At 60.3% G+C, this 21,909-nt stretch carries 22 protein-coding genes; 12 read left to right on the top strand and 10 right to left on the bottom strand.

The window, feature by feature from the left end; all coding sequences use genetic code 11:
• Positions 1-8: 8 nt before the first annotated feature.
• Complete coding sequence (gene miaB, locus BUE38_RS21655; RefSeq protein WP_073437329.1) at positions 9-1,352, bottom strand: tRNA (N6-isopentenyl adenosine(37)-C2)-methylthiotransferase MiaB; 1,344 nt, start codon at positions 1,350-1,352, stop codon at positions 9-11.
• Between the two features lie 427 nt (positions 1,353-1,779).
• On the opposite strand from miaB, the gene BUE38_RS21650 reads away from it, so the two are divergent.
• Entirely contained in the window at positions 1,780-2,406 is a 627-nt protein-coding gene (locus tag BUE38_RS21650; RefSeq protein ID WP_073437328.1) for a TIGR04211 family SH3 domain-containing protein, read from the top strand.
• A 31-nt stretch (positions 2,407-2,437) separates the two neighbouring features.
• Positions 2,438-3,070 (top strand): thiopurine S-methyltransferase, encoded by a 633-nt coding sequence (locus BUE38_RS21645; RefSeq protein ID WP_073437327.1) that lies wholly within the window; start codon positions 2,438-2,440, stop codon positions 3,068-3,070.
• Between the two features lie 160 nt (positions 3,071-3,230).
• Here BUE38_RS21645 and BUE38_RS21640 read toward each other — a convergent pair whose 3' ends face one another.
• The 6 genes from BUE38_RS21640 to cysP all read right to left on the bottom strand — a co-directional run bounded on the left by BUE38_RS21640 (position 3,231) and on the right by cysP (position 8,080).
• The gene (locus BUE38_RS21640) at positions 3,231-3,836 is read right to left on the bottom strand and encodes a YajG family lipoprotein (RefSeq protein WP_084542092.1); all 606 of its coding nucleotides are present in this window, start codon (positions 3,834-3,836) and stop codon (positions 3,231-3,233) included.
• Between the two features lie 199 nt (positions 3,837-4,035).
• Positions 4,036-4,206 carry a hypothetical protein gene (locus BUE38_RS23050; protein WP_159438919.1) on the bottom strand — a complete coding sequence of 57 codons (171 nt, stop codon included), beginning with the start codon at positions 4,204-4,206 and terminating at the stop codon, positions 4,036-4,038.
• A gap of 6 nt (positions 4,207-4,212) precedes the next feature.
• Complete coding sequence (locus BUE38_RS21635; RefSeq protein WP_073437326.1) at positions 4,213-5,307, bottom strand: sulfate/molybdate ABC transporter ATP-binding protein; 1,095 nt, start codon at positions 5,305-5,307, stop codon at positions 4,213-4,215.
• Entirely contained in the window at positions 5,304-6,131 is an 828-nt protein-coding gene (gene cysW / locus BUE38_RS21630) for a sulfate ABC transporter permease subunit CysW (RefSeq protein ID WP_073437325.1), read from the bottom strand. The genes BUE38_RS21635 and cysW overlap by 4 nt, the downstream gene beginning before the upstream one ends.
• Complete coding sequence (cysT, locus tag BUE38_RS21625) at positions 6,131-6,991, bottom strand: sulfate ABC transporter permease subunit CysT (RefSeq protein ID WP_073437324.1); 861 nt, start codon at positions 6,989-6,991, stop codon at positions 6,131-6,133. The genes cysW and cysT overlap by 1 nt, the downstream gene beginning before the upstream one ends.
• Before the next feature lie 66 nt (positions 6,992-7,057).
• Entirely contained in the window at positions 7,058-8,080 is a 1,023-nt protein-coding gene (gene cysP, locus BUE38_RS21620) for a thiosulfate ABC transporter substrate-binding protein CysP (RefSeq protein ID WP_073437323.1), read from the bottom strand.
• A gap of 237 nt (positions 8,081-8,317) precedes the next feature.
• Between cysP and rpe the strand changes: the two genes are divergently transcribed.
• The 3 genes from rpe (at position 8,318) to BUE38_RS21605 (ending at position 10,326) form a co-directional block, all read left to right on the top strand.
• On the top strand, positions 8,318-9,016 hold the full coding sequence (rpe, locus tag BUE38_RS21615) for a ribulose-phosphate 3-epimerase (RefSeq protein WP_073437322.1): 699 nt from the start codon (positions 8,318-8,320) through the stop codon (positions 9,014-9,016).
• A gap of 63 nt (positions 9,017-9,079) precedes the next feature.
• Complete coding sequence (locus tag BUE38_RS21610; protein ID WP_307725412.1) at positions 9,080-9,442, top strand: GIY-YIG nuclease family protein; 363 nt, start codon at positions 9,080-9,082, stop codon at positions 9,440-9,442.
• 23 nt (positions 9,443-9,465) lie between these two features.
• Positions 9,466-10,326, top strand: coding sequence for a mechanosensitive ion channel family protein (locus BUE38_RS21605; RefSeq protein ID WP_307725413.1), 861 nt, complete (start codon positions 9,466-9,468; stop codon positions 10,324-10,326).
• A gap of 70 nt (positions 10,327-10,396) precedes the next feature.
• On the opposite strand, the gene BUE38_RS21600 is transcribed toward BUE38_RS21605, so the two are convergent.
• Complete coding sequence (locus BUE38_RS21600; protein ID WP_073437320.1) at positions 10,397-11,695, bottom strand: NAD(P)/FAD-dependent oxidoreductase; 1,299 nt, start codon at positions 11,693-11,695, stop codon at positions 10,397-10,399.
• A 217-nt stretch (positions 11,696-11,912) separates the two neighbouring features.
• Between BUE38_RS21600 and BUE38_RS21595 the strand changes: the two genes are divergently transcribed.
• From BUE38_RS21595 to trpC, 5 genes are all read left to right on the top strand, one after another.
• Positions 11,913-12,578, top strand: coding sequence for a phosphoglycolate phosphatase (locus tag BUE38_RS21595; RefSeq protein ID WP_073437319.1), 666 nt, complete (start codon positions 11,913-11,915; stop codon positions 12,576-12,578).
• Positions 12,579-12,828: 250 nt separating this feature from the next.
• Positions 12,829-14,322: an anthranilate synthase component I gene (gene trpE / locus BUE38_RS21590; protein WP_073437346.1), complete on the top strand. Its 1,494-nt coding sequence runs from the start codon at positions 12,829-12,831 to the stop codon at positions 14,320-14,322.
• Positions 14,323-14,583: 261 nt separating this feature from the next.
• Positions 14,584-15,165 carry an anthranilate synthase component II gene (locus BUE38_RS21585; RefSeq protein WP_073437318.1) on the top strand — a complete coding sequence of 194 codons (582 nt, stop codon included), beginning with the start codon at positions 14,584-14,586 and terminating at the stop codon, positions 15,163-15,165.
• A gap of 27 nt (positions 15,166-15,192) precedes the next feature.
• Entirely contained in the window at positions 15,193-16,212 is a 1,020-nt protein-coding gene (gene trpD, locus BUE38_RS21580) for an anthranilate phosphoribosyltransferase (protein WP_073437317.1), read from the top strand.
• 49 nt (positions 16,213-16,261) lie between these two features.
• Positions 16,262-17,059, top strand: a complete 798-nt coding sequence (gene trpC, locus BUE38_RS21575) for an indole-3-glycerol phosphate synthase TrpC (RefSeq protein ID WP_174788055.1) — start codon at positions 16,262-16,264, stop codon at positions 17,057-17,059.
• Between the two features lie 57 nt (positions 17,060-17,116).
• Here the strand turns inward: trpC and BUE38_RS23045 are convergent, their stop codons facing one another.
• Positions 17,117-17,395 (bottom strand): hypothetical protein, encoded by a 279-nt coding sequence (locus BUE38_RS23045; protein WP_159438918.1) that lies wholly within the window; start codon positions 17,393-17,395, stop codon positions 17,117-17,119.
• Between the two features lie 287 nt (positions 17,396-17,682).
• Here BUE38_RS23045 and BUE38_RS23040 point away from each other — a divergent pair, with 287 nt between their 5' ends.
• Together BUE38_RS23040 and BUE38_RS21565 are read left to right on the top strand one after the other, a co-directional pair.
• Complete coding sequence (locus BUE38_RS23040) at positions 17,683-17,856, top strand: hypothetical protein (protein WP_159438917.1); 174 nt, start codon at positions 17,683-17,685, stop codon at positions 17,854-17,856.
• A complete protein-coding gene (locus BUE38_RS21565) occupies positions 17,853-18,296 on the top strand; it encodes a DUF411 domain-containing protein (RefSeq protein ID WP_073437314.1) in 444 nt (147 codons plus the stop codon). Before BUE38_RS23040 ends, BUE38_RS21565 begins: the two co-directional genes overlap by 4 nt.
• Positions 18,297-18,549: 253 nt before the next feature.
• Here the strand turns inward: BUE38_RS21565 and ydiJ are convergent, their stop codons facing one another.
• The gene (ydiJ, locus tag BUE38_RS21560) at positions 18,550-21,654 is read right to left on the bottom strand and encodes a D-2-hydroxyglutarate dehydrogenase YdiJ (RefSeq protein ID WP_073437313.1); all 3,105 of its coding nucleotides are present in this window, start codon (positions 21,652-21,654) and stop codon (positions 18,550-18,552) included.
• Positions 21,655-21,909: the final 255 nt, after the last annotated feature.

The following is a 21,909-nucleotide window of genomic DNA, read 5'->3' as shown; positions in this document are numbered from 1 at the left end:
TCGGTCGATCAATAACGCTCACCGGAGGCCAGTTCGCCTCGCAGCGAGTTGGGGAATGCTTCGGTGATCTCGACATCGACGAAATAACCGATCAGCTCGGTCGGGTTGGCAGCACGGAAGTTGACGACCCGGTTGTTCTCGGTGCGTCCGGAAAGTTGACCGGGGTCACGAGGGGAGAAGCCGGTCACCAGAATGCGCTGGGTGGAGCCCACCATGCGCCGACTGATCTGCATCGCCTGTTGGTTGATGCGTTCCTGAAGAATGGCCAGTCGCTGTTTCTTCACCGATTCTGGAGTGTCGTCGTCCAGGCTGGCTGCCGGAGTGCCGGGCCGCGCTGAATAGACGAAACTGAATGACATATCGAAGCCGATACGGTGGATCAGGTCCATGGTATTGGCGAAGTCTTCTTCCGTCTCGCCGGGGAAGCCGATAATGAAATCGGAAGAGAAACTGATGTCGGGACGCAGCGCGCGGATGCGCTCCATCTTGTCGACATACTCCTCGACGGTGTGGCCACGCTTCATGGCGCTGAGAATGCGGTCAGATCCGGCCTGCACCGGCAGGTGCAGGTGGCTGACCAGTTCCGGAATCTCGCCGTAGGCCTCGATCAGACTGTCGCTGAATTCCACCGGATGAGAGGTGGTGAAGCGGATACGGTCGATACCGTCCACCGCCGCGATGCAGGCAATCAGTTCGGCGAGGTCGATCTCGTCGCCATCATCATCGAGACCTTGATAGGCGTTGACGTTCTGTCCCAACAGATTGATTTCACGCACACCCTGGTCGGAGAGGTGGAGCACCTCTTCCATGACATCCTCGAAGGGACGCGAGACTTCCTCGCCGCGGGTGTAAGGCACCACACAGAAGGTGCAGTACTTGGAGCAGCCTTCCATCACCGAGACAAAGGCGGTGGCACCTTCGGAACTCGGGCGCGGAAGGTGATCGAACTTCTCGATCTCGGGGAAGGTGACATCGACCACCGAGATCTGATTGTCACGGCGGCTGTCCAGCATCGACGGCACCCGGTGCAGGGTCTGGGGACCAAACACCATGTCGACGTGAGGTGCGCGCTTGCGAATGGCCTCGCCTTCCTGGCTGGCCACGCAGCCGCCCACGCCGATCACCAGATCGGGGTTGGCCTGCTTGAGCTTCTTCCAGCGTCCCAACTGGTGAAAGACCTTTTCCTGGGCCTTCTCACGAATGGAACAGGTATTGAGCAGGATGACATCGGCCTCCTGCTCGTTATCGGTCAGCTCCATCTGATGAGATTCGCCGAGCAGATCCGCCATGCGGGCGGAGTCATACTCGTTCATCTGGCAGCCGTGTGTCTTGATGAAGAGTTTCTTCGACATGGGAATCAGTCGGGCTCCTGGCCCGGCAGCACCACAGGTGCGTTGCTTCAAGAAGGGTGAATGGCGTGCAGAAAGCGAGGCCGGAGGTGGCCCCATTGCTGGAGCAGTATTATACGCACAGAGAGATTGCCAAGCCAGTTTACCGGCCACTCCTGGGGTTGTGTTGTGGTAGGCTTGCGCGAGATGGACGTGAAGCACGGTGTTGCCGCGATTGGTCAGTTGGTAACCAATCGGGGCTGGTGCCACAGGCTTCGCGACCTTGAGGGCACTTTCCAGCGGTTTTCCCGATAGTTGTCCACAGAAGCTGTGGAACACTTCGGTACCCTGCTGGTCTCATCGTTCGCGGTTCTCGAGCAGGATGCCGAGCCGTGATTGCCAATCGCAATGGTTAGTCGCCCCTTGAGCCCGGAATAGCCAGGAATACGGCATGAATACGCATATTTTCAAGACTTTGACGCTGGGCCTTGCGCTCTCCACTCTGACGCTTCCTGCCATGGCCCAGCAGGACGATTCGGCGCGCTGGGTGACCGACGAACTGACCACCTATGTACGTAGTGGTCCGACGGATGGCTATCGTATCGTGGGTACTCTGACGGCCGGTCAGCCGGTGACACTGGTCGAAACCTCAGGGGACTATTCCCGGGTGCGCAGTGACAGCGGCGATGAGGTCTGGGTGCCCAGCAGCCAGTTGCAGGACTCTCCCAGTGCCCGTGATCAGTTGCCCGAACTGCGCACACGGGTGGAGGAGCTGACCTCCGAACTCAGCGGTATCAACGATACCTGGGAAGATCGCACCAGCGCCATGAGCGAAACGCTCAAGGTACGTGAACAGCGCATTGCCGAGCTCGAGGCTCGCAATCATGAGCTCGAGAGTGCCAATGCCTCGATCAGCGACACCAATGGCAAGCTTGAGGCGCGTCTCGAGACCCAGAAGGAAGACCTGCTGATGCGCTACTTCATGTATGGCGGTGGTGTTGCCGGTGCAGGTCTGATCGTTGGTCTGATTGTGCCGCACCTTCCACGTCGGCGCCGCAAGCGCGATCGCTGGTTCTGATCGACAGGCCTGGTTTCGTGGGGGAACGGGTATGCAGGAAGACTGGTTGAAGCGTTGGCAGGAAGGTCGTATCGGCTTCCATCGCGATACAGTGCATCCGCTGCTGGAGCGTTACTGGCCTGAGCTGCAGGTGGCGCAGGGTACCAAGGTGCTGGTGCCCTTGTGTGGCAAGACCCTCGATATGCGCTGGTTGAAGGAGCATCAACATCCCGTGCTGGGAATCGAGATGTCCGAGCAGGCGATCGAGCAGTTCGTCGCCGAGGGCAATGGCGACGTGGCCCGCTATCGCCAGGCCGGCTTTGGCGTGTTGCGACAGGGCAGTATCGAGCTCTGGTGTGGTGATTTCTTCCACTTCCATGTCGAGCAGGCCGCCGAGATCGGTGCCTTCTATGATCGCGCTGCACTGATCGCATTACCCGAGGCCACACGGCAGCGGTACGCCTTCCACCTGGCGCAGCTGATTCCGCCGGGAGGCAAGGGGCTACTGATCAGCCTGACTCGCCAGGACGAGGGTGGGCCGCCATTCCATGTGGAGGCTGATGAGGTCCAGCGACTGTTCTCGCCGAACTTTACCGTTGCGCACTTTCAGGATGGTGAGCGAGGGCCCGACGGTTTCCGCGAGAGTTGTTGGGCACTGCAGCGGCGTGGTCCCGGCGATAGCTGATAGTCGTGTTCCCGGCGCAACAGATTCAGATACAACAGACTCAGGTACCATTCTCGGATACTACGGAGCCCGCGATGTGCGGGCTCTGTGGTTTTCTGCATCAGTGTTGACGGCTGCTATGTACGCTTGTTGTAGCGCTGGTTGTATCGGGCAACCACGCTCAGCGTGCCAGCAGTTGAGCCAGCTCCGGGTCGGCGAAGGCACGATTGAGGCCATCCGATAGCAGGTCCTGCACCATGCGGGTGTTTTCTGCCTTGTCCGGCGCTACGGCATAGGTCTGCACACGGCGGGACGTGTAGGTGCCGGTGTAGGTTTCGCCGCCATTGGTGGCAACGGCTTCGAGCACACTTTCCAGGCGGGCCTCATCCACTACCGGTCGGCTTTCACCTCTGGCGTAGGAGAGGCGCTTGAGCGTCAGCGTCAGCGATGTGCCACCATTGGCCGGCGCAGCGGTGGGAGTAAAACCCATGTCGGCAACGGCGCGTTCGGCTTCGGCCTGCAGGCGCGGCACGATTTCATGCGCGGCGACGCTGATGGTCGATGTGGAGCTGGCGCTGCCGGTGCGAGTGCCCAGGGTTTCGGATTCCCGGCCATCCGCGGCGATCACCGAGACCTGCTGACCCTGACCTGCCACTGGCACATCAACGCTGCGCTGGGGCATCGGCTGTAGATTATGGGGGCTGGAGCAGGCTGCCAGCAGAATGCTGGCACTCAGGCCGGCGATGATCGATAGAATGCGACCGGCCGATCGGGTACGACCCATCATGGAGTGATCTCCTTGTTTTATCTGCACGGCTGCTGAAAGTTGACTGCAGCGGTGCGTTCCATTCGGAAACAGGATTATGGGGACGCACAACGTGACACTGAAAACAGGTATCTCGTCCGCGTCTCTTTTTTCGGACACAGCGAATCATCCGATCCCAGCGAGTGCCTGTCCAGACATTCTGTCGCCGGGGCTCGGGGCATCATTCGTGGCTATTAACATGGCAATCAAATAGCTCATCCTGATCGATTTGATTTTCGTCCGCACCACACTGGCGCAGATGCGCGGATCTGCTGGTGAGGCGCGGTCTCGCGTCGGCCTGATGGCCGACGGCGGCACGTCCCTGTGCCGCATTAACCCAACATGAAAGCATGCCGGGTTAATAGCTGGCGGCGAGGCTCGGCTGCACCGAGGCGCTGGGCGCCGGGTAGTGGTGCCAGGTGAGGGCTCGGGCATAGACCCTTGAACCACGAGCCAACGTCAGTTGGCTGGCCTGCTCATGGCGCACACTGGCCAGCCAGGGCTCGTTCATCCAGTCGGCCGACAACTCAACGCGTACCTCGGCACCCACCGGTACCACGGCTGTTACGGTGGCCGGTAGATGGGAGCTTTCATCTGGCGTTGTGGCCAGTTCGATCTCGTGGGGGCGCAGCAGCAGCTCCTGGCGACCCTCAGGCAGATCAGCCTTGAGTTGCGCATCGCCGCAGGTCAGTACTCCATCACGCACCTCGCCCTCGAGCAGATTGACGTCGCCGAGGAACTCGAAGACGAAGCGGTTGGCAGGGGAACGATAGAGTGCCTCGGGCGTGTCGATCTGCTCGATGCGCCCATTACTCATGACCACCACACGGTCTGACAGTTCCAGCGCCTCTTCCTGATCATGGGTGACGAAAACACTGGTGAAACCCAACTCGTCATGCAAGTGGCGCAGCCAGCGACGCAGTTCCTGGCGGACCTTGGCGTCAAGAGCGCCGAAGGGCTCATCGAGCAGCAGCACCTCCGGCTTCAGCGCCAGGGCCCGGGCCAGTGATACACGCTGCTGTTGGCCGCCGGACAATTGGGCCGGGTAACGGTTGGCGAGATGCGAGAGCTGAACCATTTCCAGCAGACGTAGCACCCGCGTGCGAATCTCGCCACTGGAGGGCCGTTCGCGGCGTGGCAGCACAGTGAGACCGAAGGCCACGTTGTCGAATACGCTCATATGTCGGAACAGCGCGTAGTGCTGGAAGACGAAGCCGATTCGACGGTCGCGCACATGTACCCGGGTAACATCACGCTCACCGAAGAGAATGCGTGTACGTGGATTGGCATCCGGTGTCTCGAGTCCGGCAATGATGCGCAGCAAGGTGGTCTTGCCGGAGCCAGAGGGCCCCAGCAGACCGATCAGCTCGCCGTTGGCGATATCCAGGTCGGTCGGAGACAGGGCCTGGGAGCGACCGAAGTGCTTCTCGATGTGCTCTAGACGAATACTCATGAGTGAGCCTCCCTCGGCGCAGCGCGCCACTCGAGCAGGGCCTTGGCGGCCAGGGTGAATAGTGCGATCAAGGCCAGCAGGGCGGCGCTGGCGAAGGCGCCAACGGTGTTGTAATCCTGATACAGCAGTTCGACATGAAGGGGCAGAGTGTTGGTTTCGCCACGGATGGCGCCGGAAACCACGGACACTGCGCCGAACTCACCGACAGCACGGGCGTTGGTCAGAATGACGCCATACAGCAGCGCCCAGCGGATATTGGGCAGGGTGACACGACGGAACAGCGTGAAGCCTCGTGCGCCCAGGGTCACGGCAGCTTCTTCTTCGCGTGAGCCCTGAGCCTGCATCAGTGGGATCAGCTCGCGGGCAACAAAGGGGCAGGTGACGAAGATGGTGACCATCAGAATGCCCGGCCAGGCGAACATCAGTTGGATATCATGGCTGTCCAGCCAGCCGCCGACCCAGCCGTTGCGGCCGTACAGCAGCAGATAGATCAAGCCGGCGACCACGGGGGAGATGGCAAAGGGAATATCGATCAGTGTCTGCAATAGGCGCCGTCCAGGGAAGCTGAACCGCGTGACCAGCCACGCGAGCATGACGCCGAACACCAGGTTGACGGGAATGGTCAATGCGGCGATGACCAGGGTCAGGCCGATGGCCGCCAGAGTGAAATGGTCCGTTACGTTGCTGACGAAGGTGTTGATACCTGCAGCAAAGGCCTGGGCAAAGATTGCCAACAGCGGCAGCAACAGGAACAGGCTGGCCAGACCCACTGCCGCCGTGATCAGGGTGATGCGCACCCAGCGAGTGTCTCCAATGCGTTGCATCAGCCATGTCCTCCGTGCAGGCGACGAATGAAACGCCCCTGCCAGATGTTGATGGCCAGCAGTAGCAGCAGTGAACTGGCCAGCACCACCGAGGCAATGGCCGAGGCACCGACATAGTCGTATTCCTGCAGCTTGACGAAGATCATCAGCGAGGTGATCTCGGTCTCGTAGGGCTGGTTGCCGGCGATGAAGATGACTGCGCCGAACTCACCGAGGGAGCGTACGAAGGCCAGCCCGGTCCCGGTGACCAGTGCAGGCCATAGATGCGGCAGAATCACTCGGCGAAAGGCCACGGAATCGCGTGCTCCCAGACTCATCGCGGCTTCATCGACCTCTCCGGGAAGGTCCTCCAGTACCGGCTGTACCGTACGTACCACGAAGGGGATGCTGGTGAACGCCATGGCCAGTGCAATGCCCAGCCAAGTATAGGACACCTGCCAGCCCAGCGGCTCCAGCAACTTGCCCATCCAGCCGTTGCTTGAGTAGAGCGTGGCCAGGGTAATACCGGCCACCGCGGTGGGCAGGGCGAAGGGCAGGTCCATCAGTGCATCCAGCAGGCGCTTGCCGGGGAATTCGTAACGCACCAGTACCCAGGCCAGCAGCAGTCCGAAGACGGCATTGATCAGCGAGGCGACGGCGGCCCCGCCGATGGTCGTCAGATAGCTGGCGACCACGCGAGGATCACTGATGATGTACCAGTATTCAGCCAGGGACAGCCCCTTGAGCTGGCCGACAAGGCCGGTCAATGGCAGCAGCAGGACCAGCGAGACGAACGTCAGGCTGATGCCCAGTGAAAGGCCAAAGCCCGGCAGCACACGGCGCCGGGCGGAAAGGGACCCTGGAAGTGATAGAGCCTTCATATCAGGTTACACAGCCGTATCGTCATATCGCGGAAGTCATGTCTTGCAAGCCATCGGGATCGACCATCAGCGGCGCTGGAGCTGGTCCAGTTCACCACCACCGGCGAAATGGGTTTCCATTGCTTCAGGCCAGCCGCCGAAGACTTCCTGGACCTCGAACAGCTCGGTGTCCGGGAAGCGGTCGGCAAACTCCTCAACGACCTTCTCGTCATGCACGCGGTAGTTGAAGCCGGCAAGGGTGCGCTGGGCCTCTTCGCTGTACAGGTACTCGAGATACGCCTGTGCCAGGCCGGTATTGCCGTTGCGCTCGGCATTTTCCTCGACCACCGCCACCGGGAACTCGGCGAGGATACTGACCGGCGGTACCACGACGTCATACTCGTCGCTGCCGTATTCCTCTCGGATGTTGTTGACCTCGGATTCGAAGCTGATCAGCACATCGCCGATACCGCGCTCGATGAAGCTGGTGGTCGCGCCACGGCCGCCAGTGTCGAATACCTTCACGTTGCCGAGAAAGTTGCGCATGAATTCGCGAACCTGGTCTTCATCACCATCGAACATGCGCTCGGCCGCACCCCAGGCGGCGAGGTAGGTATAACGGCCATTACCCGACGTCTTGGGGTTGGGGAATACCAGTTCCACATCCTCGGCGGCGAGGTCATCCCAGCTGTCGATGCCGAGCGGATTGCCCTTGCGTACCAGGAAGGCCGTGGTGGAGTAGTAGGGAGACGCATTGTTGGGCAGTTGGTCCTGCCAGTCCGCGGCGACCAGGCCTTCATCGGCCAGTACCTGGACATCGGTGACCTGGTTGTAGGTCACCACGTCGGCGCGCAGCCCCTGGAGGATGGCGCGTGCCTGAGCGGAGGAGCCGCTATGGGACTGCTGGATGCTCAGGTTGTCGCCGTGCTCGGCCTGCCAGTGCTGTTGGAACTGTGGGTTGAGCGTGGCGAACAACTCACGGGCAATATCGTAGGACGAATTCAACAGTTCGCGATCCTCTGCCATCGCCGGAGCTGCAATGCCAGCCGTCATGGCGCTGGCCAGTGTCAGTGTGAGTACCGAACGGCGCAGAAACAGGGGCAAAGGCATGTGCTGACTCCTTGTTGACTGTGAGAGAACGTTGATGTGGGAGAACGCTGCTGTTGAGATGCGTATTGTAAGCAGGCTATGGCTGTTCAATGGGAATTACAATCCTTCTGGTTATTATATTTTGGAATATATGATTATGGAATATCGAACTGTACACAGAACCGCTGCTGCTCCCGACATGGGGTCGCCATAAGCTGATAGAATGCGGCTTTTCTGCCCAGCTTCGCGGATCTCATCATGACAGCGACCTCCGATTTTCTGATCGCCCCCTCAATTCTCTCCGCCGACTTCGCCCGTCTGGGTGAAGAGGTCGACAATGTATTGGCATCCGGCGCCGACATTGTTCACTTCGATGTGATGGACAACCATTTCGTCCCCAACCTGACCATCGGCCCGATGGTCTGCGAGGCGCTGCGCAAGCACGGGGTGACGGCTCCCATTGATGTGCATCTGATGGTCAATCCAGTGGATCGCCTGATCGGTGACTTCGCCGAGGCGGGAGCGACTTACATCACGTTCCACCCGGAAGCATCGGACCATATCGACCGCTCACTGCAACTGGTCCGTGACAGCGGCTGCAAGTCTGGCCTGGTGTTCAATCCGGCAACTCCGCTGAGCTACCTGGACTATGTCATGGACAAGGTGGACATGATCCTGCTGATGAGCGTCAACCCGGGGTTTGGTGGTCAGTCGTTCATTCCCTCGACGCTCGACAAGCTGCGCCAGGCGCGTCAGCGCATCGAGGCCAGTGGCCGCGACATTCGCCTCGAGGTGGATGGAGGCGTCAAGGTCGACAACATCGCCGAGATAGCCCGTGCCGGTGCCGATACCTTTGTCGCCGGTTCGGCGGTTTTCGGGGCCCGGCAGCAGCATGATGCCAATGGCTATGATTCGGTGATGGCCGAGTTCCGTCGCGAGTTGGCCAGCCTTGCCTGATACGCAGAAGACCCTGGCGCTGTGTCTCCAGTAGCGATCTGTAGCCCAGGTAATTGTGCTCAAATGACTATGTGCGACAAAGACGACTATATTGTGCAGGTCTGGTACATCTATGTTGTAGAGACGGCGGCCGGGGCGTTATACACCGGCATCTCCACCGATGTGGCCCGTCGATTCGAGCAGCATTGTCGTGGACGTGGCGCCAAGGCCCTGCGTGGTCGTGGCCCCTTGACGCTTGTTCATCAGGCGTTGGTTGGCGACCATGGCGATGCATTGCGCGAGGAAGCGCGGGTCAAGCGTATGTCGGCCGCTGACAAGCGTCGCTGGATCGCACATGGTGGAGGAGAGGCAGGGCCGTTCTCTCGGGGAACGACAGAACAGCCGGATGACTCGTCACCGGGACAGAACCTGAAGCATCCGCCATAGGGAATCCTCAAGAGGAGTAGTACATGGAGTTTATGCAGAATCTGAACGTTGATGCCCTGATCGAGTTCGCCTCGACCACCGGCCTACAATTCGCCATCAATCTGGTGGCCGCCGCGGCCATCTTCATCATCGGGCGCTGGGTCGCCAAGGCAGTGCATCGCATGACCATCAAGGGCATGGAGCGGGCCAAGCTCGAACCCTTGCTGGTGAAATTCCTCGGCAACATCATCTATACGCTGCTGCTGCTGTTCGTGATCCTCGCTGCGATCAGCAAGATCGGCATCCAGACCGCTTCGTTGATTGCCGTGATCGGTGCCGCCGGTCTGGCCATTGGCCTGGCGCTTCAGGGGTCACTGGCCAACTTTGCTGCCGGCGTGATGGTCATTATCTTCCGCCCCTACCGGATCGGTGACTATGTCGAGGCGGGAGGCGTCAGTGGTACAGTCGAGGATGTGCAGATATTTACCTCTGAACTGACCACGCCGGACAACCGCAAGATCATCGTACCCAATGGGCAGATGATGAACGGTGCCATCACCAACTATTCCGCTCATGCCACTCGCCGTGTCGATCTGGCTGTCGGTGTCGGTTATGACGATGATATCGATACTGTGCGCCGAGTACTGGAAGCGGCGGTGGCCGATGACGCTCGTGTTCTTGATGCGCCGGCACCCAACATCCGTATCAACGCCATGGACGACTCGGCGGTGGTGTGGATCGTGCGTCCCTGGGTCAAGGCCGCCGATTACTGGGATGTATACTGGGAGTTGACCGAAGACATCAAACGCCGTTTCGACCGGGAAGGTATCAGCATTCCGTTCCCGCAGCGTGATGTGCATGTCTACCATCATGACGATCAACCGCAGGACAAGCCTTCTCTATAGGCTTCCCTCCATGCAAACCAGCCAGGCTGCCATTCGGCAGCCTGGCTGGTTTCTGGGCAGGGAATTGCTGTCAGTGAAGCTTCATGCGCGGCTTGAGGAAGCGATTCAGGCCGTCGACGACCAGCATCATGGCCGTTTTGACGGTGCCGTGGATGGCACGCTGGTGCATGCGATACAGCGAGGCGTAGAAGAATTTGGCCAGGTTGCCCTCGATGAACAGGCTGCGGGCCGATGCTGCGCGCATCAGACTGCCGATGGCATCGAAGTGGGCCAGCGAGATCAATGAGCCGTGGTCGCGGAACTTGAAGTTCTTGAGCGGCTTGTCTTCGATGGCGGCGAGCAGGTTGTGGTACAGGACATTGGCCTGCTGATGGGCAGCCTGAGCACGTGGAGGCACGATGCTGCCATCTTCCTGCGGACAGCTGGCGCAGTCACCGAAGGCGAAAATACGCGGGTCATCGAGGCTCTGCATGGTGGCGGCCACCTTGATGCGGTTGTTGCGTTCGACTTCCAGTCCCAGCTCAGCGAGGAATGCCGGAGCCTTGATGCCGGCAGCCCAGACACCGAGATCAATCTCGATCTGCTCCTCGTCCGATGTATGAATGGCGGTATCGTCGACCCGGGTGACTCTGGTGTTCACATGGACCTTGACCCCGAGCTTCTCCAGTTCGCTGTGTACCGCCTGGCTGATGCGATCCGGTAGCACCGGCAACACCTTGGGGGCGGCCTCGATCAGGTGGACCTTGAGGTGCTCGCGGCCCAGCGAGGTAAAGCCATAGCTCTTGAGCATGCGTGAGGCATCATGCAGTTCGGCAGCCAGCTCCACACCGGTAGCACCGGCACCGATGATCCCCACGGTGATGACCGGGTTATCGCTGGCATCTCGGCCGCTGATGCGCAGAAAGGTGTTGAGCAGGGCCTTACGGAACCCTTCTGCCTGGGCGGGGCTGTCGAGGAAGTGACAGTGCTCCTTGACGCCTTCGGTGCCGAAGTCATTGCTGACACTGCCGACCGACAGCACCAGGTGGTCATAATGAATCTGACGTGCAGGCAACACCTCGTTTCCGTCCTCGTCGGAGATCGGTGCCAGGGTAATCTGCTGGGTATCGCGGTCCAGGTCGCTCAGGGTGCCGCGCTGGAAGCGGTACCCGTGGGTGGCAGAATGGCCCTGGTAGGAAATTTCGTCGAGGCCCGAGTCGAGGACTCCGGTGGCGACTTCATGCAGAAGGGGCTTCCAGATATGGGTGGAGTTGCGGTCCACGAGAATAATATCTGCCCTGTCCTTTCTACCGAGCTTGCGGCCCAGGCGCGTGACCAGCTCGAGGCCGCCGGCTCCTCCGCCGACAACCACTATGGTGGGTTTGCTCATGAAGAGCTCCTTGAATTTGTGGAATGGCCATCATAGGCACATCGGGGGCTGGTGTGCCATGGCAGGAACAAACGGATCTGTTCTGCCCCATACCGGAAGCGCCTGGACGAAGTCTGACAACCAAAGGAATGACGTGAGGTACGCCGAAGGCATTGACCGCGGTGGTATTTCTGGCATCCTGCTTGCCTGTGCACAGATTCGGTCGGGAAAACCACAAATGCATCATCTACTTGATGGCGTACACCTCGCGGTCTTTGATCTGGACGGAACCCTGGTGGATTCGGTCCCGGACCTTGCCGCTGCAGTGGACGCAGCCCTGCAGGAAGTGGCGTTGCCTGTCGCAGGTGAAGCCAAGGTCCGCGACTGGGTCGGCAATGGTTCTCGGGTATTGATCGAGCGCGCCCTGGCTGATGCGTTGGGCGAGGAGCCGGGCGAGGCCTTTGCGGCTGCCACCCATGAACATTTCCTGCGCTGGTATGCCAGCCATCCCTGTGAGCACACTCGTCTTTACCCGGGGGCCCTTGAGGCAATCAAGGGATTCTGGGCCCGTGGTATCCCTCAGTACATCGTCACCAACAAGCCTGAAGCCTTTGTGTGCCCCATTCTCGAGACTCTCGGCATCAATGGATATTTCGAAGGTTGGTTGGGGGGAGATAGCCTGACACGCCGCAAGCCGGATCCGGCGCCTTTGCTGCACGTCAGTCAGCGCTTTGGAGTGGAGCCTGCTCAAGCGGTGATGATCGGTGACTCGCGTCATGATATTGCCGCAGGCAGGGCGGCTGGTTTCCGTACTGTCGCGGTGCCCTATGGCTACAATCACGGTGAGCCGGTGGCCGCCAGTCAGCCCGATCTGCTGGTTGAATCGCTGGCGCAACTCGTTTAGTGTCTTTCGGGAGTCGCTATAGACATCCTGTCGATTGATTGTTTTTTGCTATAGCGCGCCTCTCTTCCCAGCTACGTTGGATTCGCTGCAATGGACAGCTCAATGCCACAGCAAGGTTCCTCGATGATGGCCCGTAGCGGCCTCCCGCCCATGAGCATGGATCGTGCCGGCGACTGGCGATGGTGAAGCTCATCCCCTGAGCCACTCCAGAACACCATCGTTTTCCGTTATATCGAGGACTCCAGGCATGATGACTGCCGAGCGATTCAAGCAACTGGCCGACGCCGGTTACAACCGTATTCCCGTGACCCGTGAGGTGCTGGCGGATCTGGACACGCCGCTATCCACCTATCTGAAGCTGGCCGATGCCCCCTGGACCTTTCTGCTCGAGTCCGTCACGGGCGGCGAGAAGTGGGGGCGTTATTCGATCATTGGTCTGCCGTGTCGTGAACGTATCGAGGTGCGCGGACATACGGTGACGCATCTTATCGATGGTCGCGCCCAGGGCGTTACCGAGGTCGAGGATCCATTGACCTGGATCGAAGACTTCCACGCCCGCTTCAAGGTGCCTCAGCTCGATGACCAGCCGCGTTTCGATGGCGGCCTGGTCGGTTATTTCGGCTATGACACCATTCGTTATATCGAACCGCGTCTGGCCGGGGTGGAAAAGCCGGATCCCATCGGGGTGCCGGACATCCTGTTGATGGTCAGTGAAGAGCTGGTGGTCTTCGATAACCTGTATGGACGCCTGACGCTGTGGACCCATGCGGATCCGTCCGAGGACTCCGCGCTGGAACATGCTCAACAGCGCCTGCGTAGCCTCGAGGAACGGCTGCGTAGTCCACTGGCGCTTTCGCGCCCGCCAGTCAATGCGCAGCGCCCTCCGGTCGAGGAAGGCCACTTCAACTCGGGCTTTACCGAGGAGGGCTTCAAGGCGGCGGTGGAGCGGGTCAAGGAATATGTGCTGGCCGGCGATGTGATGCAGTGTGTGCCATCACAACGCATGAGCATCGAGTTCGGTGCAGAGCCGCTGGATCTCTATCGCGCGCTGCGCAGTCTCAATCCGTCACCGTACATGTTCTTCCTGCATCTGGACGATCATCATGTGGTGGGGTCCTCGCCGGAAATCCTCACCCGTCTGGAGGAGGGCATGGTCACAGTGCGCCCGATTGCCGGCACGCGAGTGCGTGGCAAGACCGAGGCCGAAGACCGAGAGCTGGAGCAGGATCTACTCGATGATCCCAAGGAGGTCGCCGAGCATCTGATGCTGATCGACCTCGGGCGCAATGACGTTGGCCGTATCAGCGAGATCGGCAGTGTCGAGGTCACCGATCGAATGGCAGTGGAGCGCTATTCCCATGTCATGCATATCGTCTCCAACGTCACTGGACGCTTGAAGCCGGGTTACACTGCCATGGACGTACTGCGTGCGACCTTCCCGGCGGGCACGCTTTCCGGCGCGCCCAAGATCCGAGCCATGGAAATCATTGATGAGCTCGAGCCGGTCAAGCGTGGTGTCTATTCTGGTGCCGTCGGCTATCTTTCCTGGCATGGCAACATGGATACCGCCATCGCTATTCGTACCGCGGTCATCAAGGACGGCCAACTGCATGTGCAGTGTGGCGCAGGCGTGGTGGCAGATTCCGTCCCGGAGATGGAGTGGCAGGAAACTCTGAACAAGGGACGTGCGCTGTTTCGTGCGGTAGCCATGGCTGAGCGCGGACTCGACAACGCCGGTGATTGAGCGCTTGACAGGCGTCAGAGTGATACAGACTATAAGGCTCATGAACATGAACTTTCTCACGATGTCCAGCCAGCAGTGGTGGCGCCCTTCTCGATAAGGGCGGTGGACTCGTGTGTGAGTCGCAACGGAATCACAGTGCCGCCCGTGAGGCGGCATTTTTGTGTGAGTCGCCTCCTGGTGGCCGGGTGATTCGGGCTTGGTGAGCATGACGGCAGACCGGCCGACTGGACTGCCACAACTTTCAGGAAGCGGATATCCAACATGATCTTGATGCTCGATAACTACGACAGCTTCACCTACAACATCGTCCAGTACCTCGGTGAGCTCGGGGCAGAGGTTGTCACTCACCGCAACGATGCCATCACCCTCGAGGAAATCGAGGCACTGGCACCCAGCCATATCGTCATTTCTCCTGGCCCCTGCACGCCCAACGAGGCCGGGATCGCCATGGACGTGGTTCGGCATTTTGCCGGCAAGCTGCCGTTGCTCGGCGTTTGCCTGGGACATCAGGCCATCGGCCAGGTGTTTGGCGGCAAGGTGGTGCGCGCTCCCCAGGTCATGCACGGCAAGACCTCGGATATTCGCCACTCCCACCAGGGCGTGTTCAAGGGGCTCGACGATCCCCTGGCGGTGACTCGCTACCATTCACTGGTGGTGGATCGCGACAGTCTGCCGGACTGCCTGGAAGTCACCGCCTGGACCGACGAGAATGACGTGACACCGGGGCTGATCATGGGCATGCGCCACAAGGAGCTGGACATCGAAGGAGTGCAGTTCCATCCGGAGTCCATCCTGTCACGCCAGGGACATGAAATGCTGGCGGCCTTTATTCAACGCCGCTGAACCGAACGCCGACGAGGAGCGAACAATATGCAGATAACAGCAGCGATCGGCGCGGTGTTGCGTCGGGAAAATCTCAGCCTCGACCAGGCCCATGCCGTCATGCACACGATCATGACCGGTGAGGCTACCGATGCTCAGATTGCCGCCTTCCTGATGGGGATGGCGATGAAGGGTGAAGTCGCCGACGAGATCGGCGGGTGCGCCAGGGTCATGCGTGAACTGATGACACCGGTGACCCTGAATTGTGAGAACGTGGTCGATATCGTCGGTACCGGCGGTGATGGTGCCAACCTGTTCAATGTTTCCACGGCATCAAGCTTCGTTGCAGCCGCAGCTGGGGCACATGTGGCCAAGCACGGTAACCGCGGGGTGTCGTCGTCGTCAGGCAGTGCCGATCTGTTCCAGGTCGCCGGCATTGGCCTGAACCTTGATGCGCAACAGGTAGCTCGCTGCATCAATGAAGTCGGCGTTGGCTTCATGTTTGCTCCCAATCACCATCCGTCCATGCGCCATGCCATCGGCCCGCGTCGCGAGATGGGCGTGCGCACCCTGTTCAACATCCTTGGCCCCTTGACCAACCCAGCCGGTGCGCCCAATCAGTTATTGGGTGTGTACACTCCGGAGCTGGTGCCACTGATGGCGGAGGTGCTGCAGCAGTTGGGCAGCCACCATGTACTCGTGGCTCACGCCGAGGATGGCCTCGACGAGATTTCACTGGCGGCACCGACACAGATCGCCGAGCTCAAGGATGGCGAGATCCGCCGTTATACCCTGACCCCGGAGGATGTGGGGATAGAGCGTCAGTCACTGGAGTCGCTAAAGGTCAAGACGGCAGAAGACAGTCTGCGTCTGGTTCAGCAGGCGCTGGTTGGCGAAGGACCAGCGGCTGACATCGTGTCGTTGAATGCCGGAGCGGCGTTGTACGCGGCGGATGTCTCTGTCAGCCTCAAGGAAGGGGTGATGATGGCTCAGGATGCCCAGGCATCGAAGTTGCCGCTGGAAAAGATGAAGGAGCTGGCGAACTTCACTCGGGTCTTTTCGCAATAGCAGGCTTTCGCGCATAGCGAGTCATCGTGTCACAACAAGGAACATCACCATGACCAATACACCGACCATCCTGACCCGGATTCTCGTGCGCAAGGACGAGGAAGTGGCCAGCCGCCAGCAGCAGGTGAGTGAGCAGCAGCTGTTGGCACGCGCCGCGGGGCAGAGCGCGCCACGAGGGTTCGTGTCCGCACTTGCGAACTGTATCCGCGAGGGCGATCCGGCGGTGATCGCCGAGATCAAGAAGGCATCGCCGTCGAAGGGGCTGATCCGGGAGGATTTTCACCCTGCCGAGATCGCGGCCCAGTATGAGCAGGGCGGGGCTGCCTGCCTGTCGGTACTGACCGACGCGGACTTCTTCCAGGGACACGAGGATTTTCTGGTCGAGGCACGCAACGCCTGTTCGCTCCCGGTGATCCGCAAGGACTTCATTGTGCATGGTTACCAGGTCAGTGAGGCGCGTGCCATCGGCGCCGATTGCATCCTGCTGATCGTCGCCGCGCTTGAGGACGCCCAGATGAAGGACCTGCATCAGCAGGCCACCGAACTTGGCATGGATGTGCTGGTGGAAGTCCACGATGCACTGGAGCTGGAACGTGCCCTGGCGCTTGACCTGAGCCTGGTGGGCATCAACAACCGTGATCTGCACACCTTCAACACGCGGTTGGAGACGACTCTGGAACTGCTGCCTCGGGTGCCACCCGATGTCACGGTAATCACCGAGTCGGGTATCCATACCCGCGATGATGTGCTGCGCATGCGTGAGCACGATGTGCATGGCTTCCTGGTGGGCGAGACCTTCATGCGCCAGGATGATCCCGGCGAAGGCCTGCGTAGCCTGTTCTTCTGAATTATTGGCCTGCAAGGCTCTTGAGTTGGGTTGACCGCGGCGTGGGGAAGACCAGATTCACCAGCAGTGCTCGATGTCGTAACCCTGGTGCTGCACATGGCTTGCGGCGGTAGCGGAAACCGGTATGGTGTTGATGTGGAAGCCTGCTCCTGCAAGGCTCCATGCCAGGAACAGGCCGTTGTTATCTGTTGTTTGTTGATCGGGAGACAGTAAGCGCACGTGAGAAGCCACTGGAAATACACAGTGTATGGAATGATGACGAGTCACCGCCTGGTGGCTCTGTTGTTGATCCTGTTGTTGTCGCTGCCCAGTTTGACCGGGCATGCTGCGATGCATCCCTGTGTTTCCGACTGTTCCGTCGCCCAGATGTCGATGAGCGATGACAGTGCAATGTCCGGCGAAAGTGCCTCGAAGTGTGCCAGCTGTGCGACCTTGCCGGCTGTACCGCCAGGCCTTGCTGTTTCCCCTGAGCCGCTGGCCAGTGCGCCCGTACTGACCATGGTGGAATACATTTCTGCGCCGCCCAGGCGACCTCCCAGATCCTGACGTTTCAACACACTCGTAGACGATGGGCCATCGAGCCGGTCGTCCGTAGATGCTGAATATCTGTCAGGAGTCACACCATGATGATGTTGACCGAATGCCTTGCCTGGATGGACTCGATGGGTTGGGTGGGTTGGTTGATGCCACTCGCCGTTCTGTTGCTGATCGGCCTGGCGGCTACCGCACTGGCCAGGCTTATGTTTTTCAAGGGAAATGCAGTCAAGGGAAACGCAATCAAGGGAGATCGCCCATGAACCACTATACCTTTCCGCTGATGTTGTCCGGCGCCCTGATGCTGGGCTCGACCCTCGCTCAGGCCGAAATGCCCGATCAGGCCACCCTCTACAAGAACCCCAATTGTGGTTGTTGTGACGAGTACGCAAGTTTCCTCGAGGAAGAGACCGGTGCCGATGTGAAGATTGTCGAAACCACCGAGCTGGCGCAGATCAAGGAGGATGCGGGTATTCCCCATGGGCTTGGTGCCTGCCATACCATCGAGATGGGCGACTATGTGATCGAGGGACATGTGCCGCTGGAGGCGCTGGAAAAGCTGTTCGAGGAACAGCCGGATGCTGCTGGTATTGGTCTGGCGGGGATGCCGATTGGTACTCCCGGTATGCCCGGACCGCAGCAGGAGCCCTATGAGGTCTATCTGTTCAGTGAGGGTGAGGACACGCCCTTCATGACGCTATGAGGCCCTTCATGATGCTATGAGGCCCTTCATGATGCTATGAGGCCCTTCATGATGCTATGAGGCTTGTCATTTGCCAGTGCTGATCAACGGTTGCGCTGGCGACATTGATCGGCGATTTGCCGAATCGCACTGTCTCTGGCAAGTGCAATGCAAGTGGGCCCCATCTCGATAGTCTCGAGACGGGGCCCTTGTTTTCATGGCCCTTTGCTTTCGTGGCCCCTGGCGTCATACACATGGTCAGCAGCCGTTGACCTCAGCTTGCCCTGCGCAACGCACCAAGCAGCGCCTGAAGCGGGTGGGGCAGCCGGGTACCGGAGAGTCGCTTGACCTGGCTGCGGCAGGAATAGCCGGTGGCCAGCAGGCGTTCGCCACTACCCTGTGTTTCGACCACGGGCTGCCATGATTGGGCATAGATGGTCTTCGAGGTTGCCAGATTACGGGCTTCATGGCCGTAGGTGCCGGACATCCCGCAGCAGCCGCTGGGGAGTGTTGCCAGCGTCAGACCGAAGCGCTCGAACAGTTGCTGCCAGGCCCGCGGGCTGCCCGGTGCCTGGGTCTTCTCGGTGCAGTGGCTCAGCAGCGAGAATGGCTCCTCGCTACCCATATTCACTGCGGAGGGCACGATGCGAGGACCCAGCGACAGCAGCCATTCCTGAAGCATCAACACTTCAGGAACCTGGTCGGCCCCCAGTGCCTTGACGTACTCCTGGCGATAGACGAGGGTCATGGCCGGGTCAATGCCCACCAGTGGCACACCGCTGTCGGCCAATGCCTTGAGCTGCCTTGCCTGGCGGCTGGCGGTGCGCTCGAAGGCACCGAGAAAGCCCTGGACATTGAGTGGCTTGCCGTTGGGCTTGTAGGGAGCGACGAAGACACGGATATCCAGTCGCGACAGCAGCTCCACGACATCGGCGACTAGCTGTGCTTCGAAATGGCTGGTGAAGGCGTCCTGGACCAGCACCACACTGTTGGCCTTCTGGCGTTCGGTCAGGCGTCCCAGTGATACCGGTGTCGCCTCGGCAACGCCCCAGGCCTTCAGCAGCTTCTTCAGCCGCGCACGCGACAGGCGCGGGCTATCGACCATGCCCAGGCCATTGGCCATCAAGCGGTCCACCAGGCGGTTGTCGAGGGCCGCGTTGTACAGCGGTGCGATGGGGGCCAGCCAGGGCAGCAGGAACTCCAGTCCACCAATCAGGTAGTCACGCAGCGGACGCAGATAGCGGCCGTGATAGACCTCGAGAAACTGCGAGCGAAAGGTCGGAACATTGACCTTGATCGGACATTGGCCGGCGCAGGACTTGCACGCCAGACAGCCGGCCATGGCGTCGTACACTTCGTGGGAGAAATCGTCCTTGCCACGTAGACTGTTGAGGGCCCGTACCGGCAGGTGGCGGATGAAGCCACCAACGCCCTCGGCCTTCTTGCGTCGAGATTCCTCGACTACGTCGATACCGGCCTGGCCCTGCAGGCGTAGCCACTCTCGCATCAGGCTGGCGCGGCCCTTGGGCGAATGCACCCGGTCACGGGTCGCCTTCCAGGACGGACACATGGCATCGTTGGGGTCATAGTTGTAGCAGGCGCCGTTGCCGTTGCAGTACACCGCGTCGGCATGCGCCTGCCACACCCGTTCATCGATCTCGCGGTCGAGGTCGCCACGCATGGTGACGCCATCGATGGCCAGCAGGCCGGGATCCTGGTCGATGGCTGCCCCGGCGACGTCTTCGGCCAGTGGCGTGGCAATCTTGCCGGGGTTGAGTTGGTTGTGGGGGTCGAAGGCCCCCTTGAGCCGCTGGAGGCTGGGGTAGAGTTCACCGAAGAAGCGTGGCGCGTATTCCGAGCGCACCCCCTTGCCGTGTTCTCCCCACAACAGACCATGGTATTTCTGCGTCAGGGCCGCCACCCCATCGGAAATCGGACGGATCATCTGCTGTTGAGCAGGATCCTTCATGTCCAGAGCCGGGCGTACGTGAAGCACCCCGGCGTCGACATGCCCGAACATGCCGTATTCCAATTGATGGCTGTCGAGCAGGGCGCGGAATTCGGCGATGAAGTCGGCGAGGTGTTCGGGGGGGACCGCGGTGTCCTCGACGAAGGGCAGTGGGCGTTTCTCGCCCTGGACGTTACCCAGCAGGCCTACCGAACGCTTGCGCATGGCATAGACACGGCCGATGGCGGCGCGGCCCTCGGCGAGGGTGAAGCCGAGGCGAGGGACACTGTCATCCTGCTCCAGGTGATGGCAGAAGTCGGCCACTCTCTCGCGGAGACGCTGTGGATCGTCGTCATTGAACTCGACCAGGTTGATGCCGGCGATGGCTGGGCTGCCTTGCCCTCCTGTCGGGAAAAACTCGGCCACGCTGTCCCAGACGAAATCCTCCATCGCCAGGTTGAGCACCTTATCATCGACCGTTTCGATCGAGGTAGGGTTGCTGTCACCCGCCATCAGCGCCTGAGCATCGCGCAGGGCATCCATGAAGCTGGTGTAGCGCACATTGACCAGGGTCGAATGTTTCGGGATCGGCAGCACATTGAGCAGCGCTTCGTTGGTCAGGGCCAATGAGCCTTCGGCACCACACAACACGCTGTTGAGGTTGAAGCGACCATCCTCCTCGCGCAGGTGGGCGAGGTCGTAGCCGGTCAGACAGCGGTTGAGAGGCGGAAAGATATCCTCGATGAGCTGGCGCTGGGTATCGATGATCTCGCGGGCCATGCGATGGACTCGTCCTGTCGTCGAGTCCTCGGCGCACAGGTGCTCGAGTTCGTCGTCATCGATGGCCCGACTGGTCAGGCGTTCACCACCAATCAGGAAACTGTCGAGCTCCAGCACGTGATGGCGGGTCTTGCCGTACTCACAACTGCCCTGGCCGCTGGCATCCGTCGCGATCATGCCGCCCAGGGTGGCGCGGTTGGAGGTCGACAGCTCTGGTGCGAAGAACAGGCCATGGGGCTTGAGGGCAGCGTTGAGCTGATCCTTGACCACACCGGCCTGGACCCGGACTCGGCGGTTCTCGACATCGATCTCGAGGATCTGGTTCATGTGACGAGAGACGTCGACCACGATGCCATCGGTCAGTGACTGACCGTTGGTACCGGTGCCTCCTCCGCGAGCCGTGAGGCGAACCGCGCGAAAGCGTTGTTCGCCAGCCAGCCGTGCTACTCGTTCGAGATCCTCGGCATGTTGTGGAAACACCGCCGCCTGGGGCAGACGCTGGTAGAGCGAGTTGTCGGTCGCAAGCACGGTGCGGCTGGCATAGTCCGGGGCGATTTCGCCCTCGAACCCGGCCGCCTTCAAGGCCTCGATAAAGTCGATGTAGTGGTGATCGAGCTGGGGCGCAGTGGCGTTGGGCAGTGGTGCAATCATGGTCTCGGTCGGTAGCGGTTATCGGCGCTGGGGGGAGGGAGCGCGATAACTTTTTCATGTCGGTCAGGGCACTCTACCCGAGTGCGGAGGGCCGTGCATCCAGCGAGGCGTCGATTTTCATCATATATGCGCCATGCCTTCATACGAGGCGGGGAGGTGCTAGTCGGGGCGCTTTTGCCTACAATAGGCCCCTGACTTTTTCACCAAGATGATTCAGAGGGTGTTGTCAAAGTCGGCGACAACGGCAAGACAAGG

Origin of the sequence: Halomonas cupida (assembly GCF_900142755.1) — a bacterium.
Taxonomy (GTDB): domain Bacteria; phylum Pseudomonadota; class Gammaproteobacteria; order Pseudomonadales; family Halomonadaceae; genus Halomonas; species Halomonas cupida.
This window is presented reverse-complemented; position numbering and strand designations above follow the sequence as displayed.

Excerpts from the sequence above, each read along its gene's own strand:
- miaB (WP_073437329.1), bottom strand. The coding sequence starts at position 1,352 with ATGTCGAAGAAACTCTTCATCAAGACACACGGCTGCCAGATGAACGAG.
- BUE38_RS21650 (WP_073437328.1), top strand. The coding sequence starts at position 1,780 with ATGAATACGCATATTTTCAAGACTTTGACGCTGGGCCTTGCGCTCTCC.
- BUE38_RS21645 (WP_073437327.1), top strand. The coding sequence starts at position 2,438 with ATGCAGGAAGACTGGTTGAAGCGTTGGCAGGAAGGTCGTATCGGCTTC.
- BUE38_RS21640 (WP_084542092.1), bottom strand. The coding sequence starts at position 3,836 with ATGATGGGTCGTACCCGATCGGCCGGTCGCATTCTATCGATCATCGCC.
- BUE38_RS23050 (WP_159438919.1), bottom strand. The coding sequence starts at position 4,206 with ATGCTTTCATGTTGGGTTAATGCGGCACAGGGACGTGCCGCCGTCGGC.
- BUE38_RS21635 (WP_073437326.1), bottom strand. The coding sequence starts at position 5,307 with ATGAGTATTCGTCTAGAGCACATCGAGAAGCACTTCGGTCGCTCCCAG.
- cysW (WP_073437325.1), bottom strand. The coding sequence starts at position 6,131 with ATGCAACGCATTGGAGACACTCGCTGGGTGCGCATCACCCTGATCACG.
- cysT (WP_073437324.1), bottom strand. The coding sequence starts at position 6,991 with ATGAAGGCTCTATCACTTCCAGGGTCCCTTTCCGCCCGGCGCCGTGTG.
- cysP (WP_073437323.1), bottom strand. The coding sequence starts at position 8,080 with ATGCCTTTGCCCCTGTTTCTGCGCCGTTCGGTACTCACACTGACACTG.
- rpe (WP_073437322.1), top strand. The coding sequence starts at position 8,318 with ATGACAGCGACCTCCGATTTTCTGATCGCCCCCTCAATTCTCTCCGCC.
- BUE38_RS21610 (WP_307725412.1), top strand. The coding sequence starts at position 9,080 with ATGACTATGTGCGACAAAGACGACTATATTGTGCAGGTCTGGTACATC.
- BUE38_RS21605 (WP_307725413.1), top strand. The coding sequence starts at position 9,466 with ATGGAGTTTATGCAGAATCTGAACGTTGATGCCCTGATCGAGTTCGCC.
- BUE38_RS21600 (WP_073437320.1), bottom strand. The coding sequence starts at position 11,695 with ATGAGCAAACCCACCATAGTGGTTGTCGGCGGAGGAGCCGGCGGCCTC.
- BUE38_RS21595 (WP_073437319.1), top strand. The coding sequence starts at position 11,913 with ATGCATCATCTACTTGATGGCGTACACCTCGCGGTCTTTGATCTGGAC.
- trpE (WP_073437346.1), top strand. The coding sequence starts at position 12,829 with ATGACTGCCGAGCGATTCAAGCAACTGGCCGACGCCGGTTACAACCGT.
- BUE38_RS21585 (WP_073437318.1), top strand. The coding sequence starts at position 14,584 with ATGATCTTGATGCTCGATAACTACGACAGCTTCACCTACAACATCGTC.
- trpD (WP_073437317.1), top strand. The coding sequence starts at position 15,193 with ATGCAGATAACAGCAGCGATCGGCGCGGTGTTGCGTCGGGAAAATCTC.
- trpC (WP_174788055.1), top strand. The coding sequence starts at position 16,262 with ATGACCAATACACCGACCATCCTGACCCGGATTCTCGTGCGCAAGGAC.
- BUE38_RS23045 (WP_159438918.1), bottom strand. The coding sequence starts at position 17,395 with ATGCATCGCAGCATGCCCGGTCAAACTGGGCAGCGACAACAACAGGAT.
- BUE38_RS23040 (WP_159438917.1), top strand. The coding sequence starts at position 17,683 with ATGATGATGTTGACCGAATGCCTTGCCTGGATGGACTCGATGGGTTGG.
- BUE38_RS21565 (WP_073437314.1), top strand. The coding sequence starts at position 17,853 with ATGAACCACTATACCTTTCCGCTGATGTTGTCCGGCGCCCTGATGCTG.
- ydiJ (WP_073437313.1), bottom strand. The coding sequence starts at position 21,654 with ATGATTGCACCACTGCCCAACGCCACTGCGCCCCAGCTCGATCACCAC.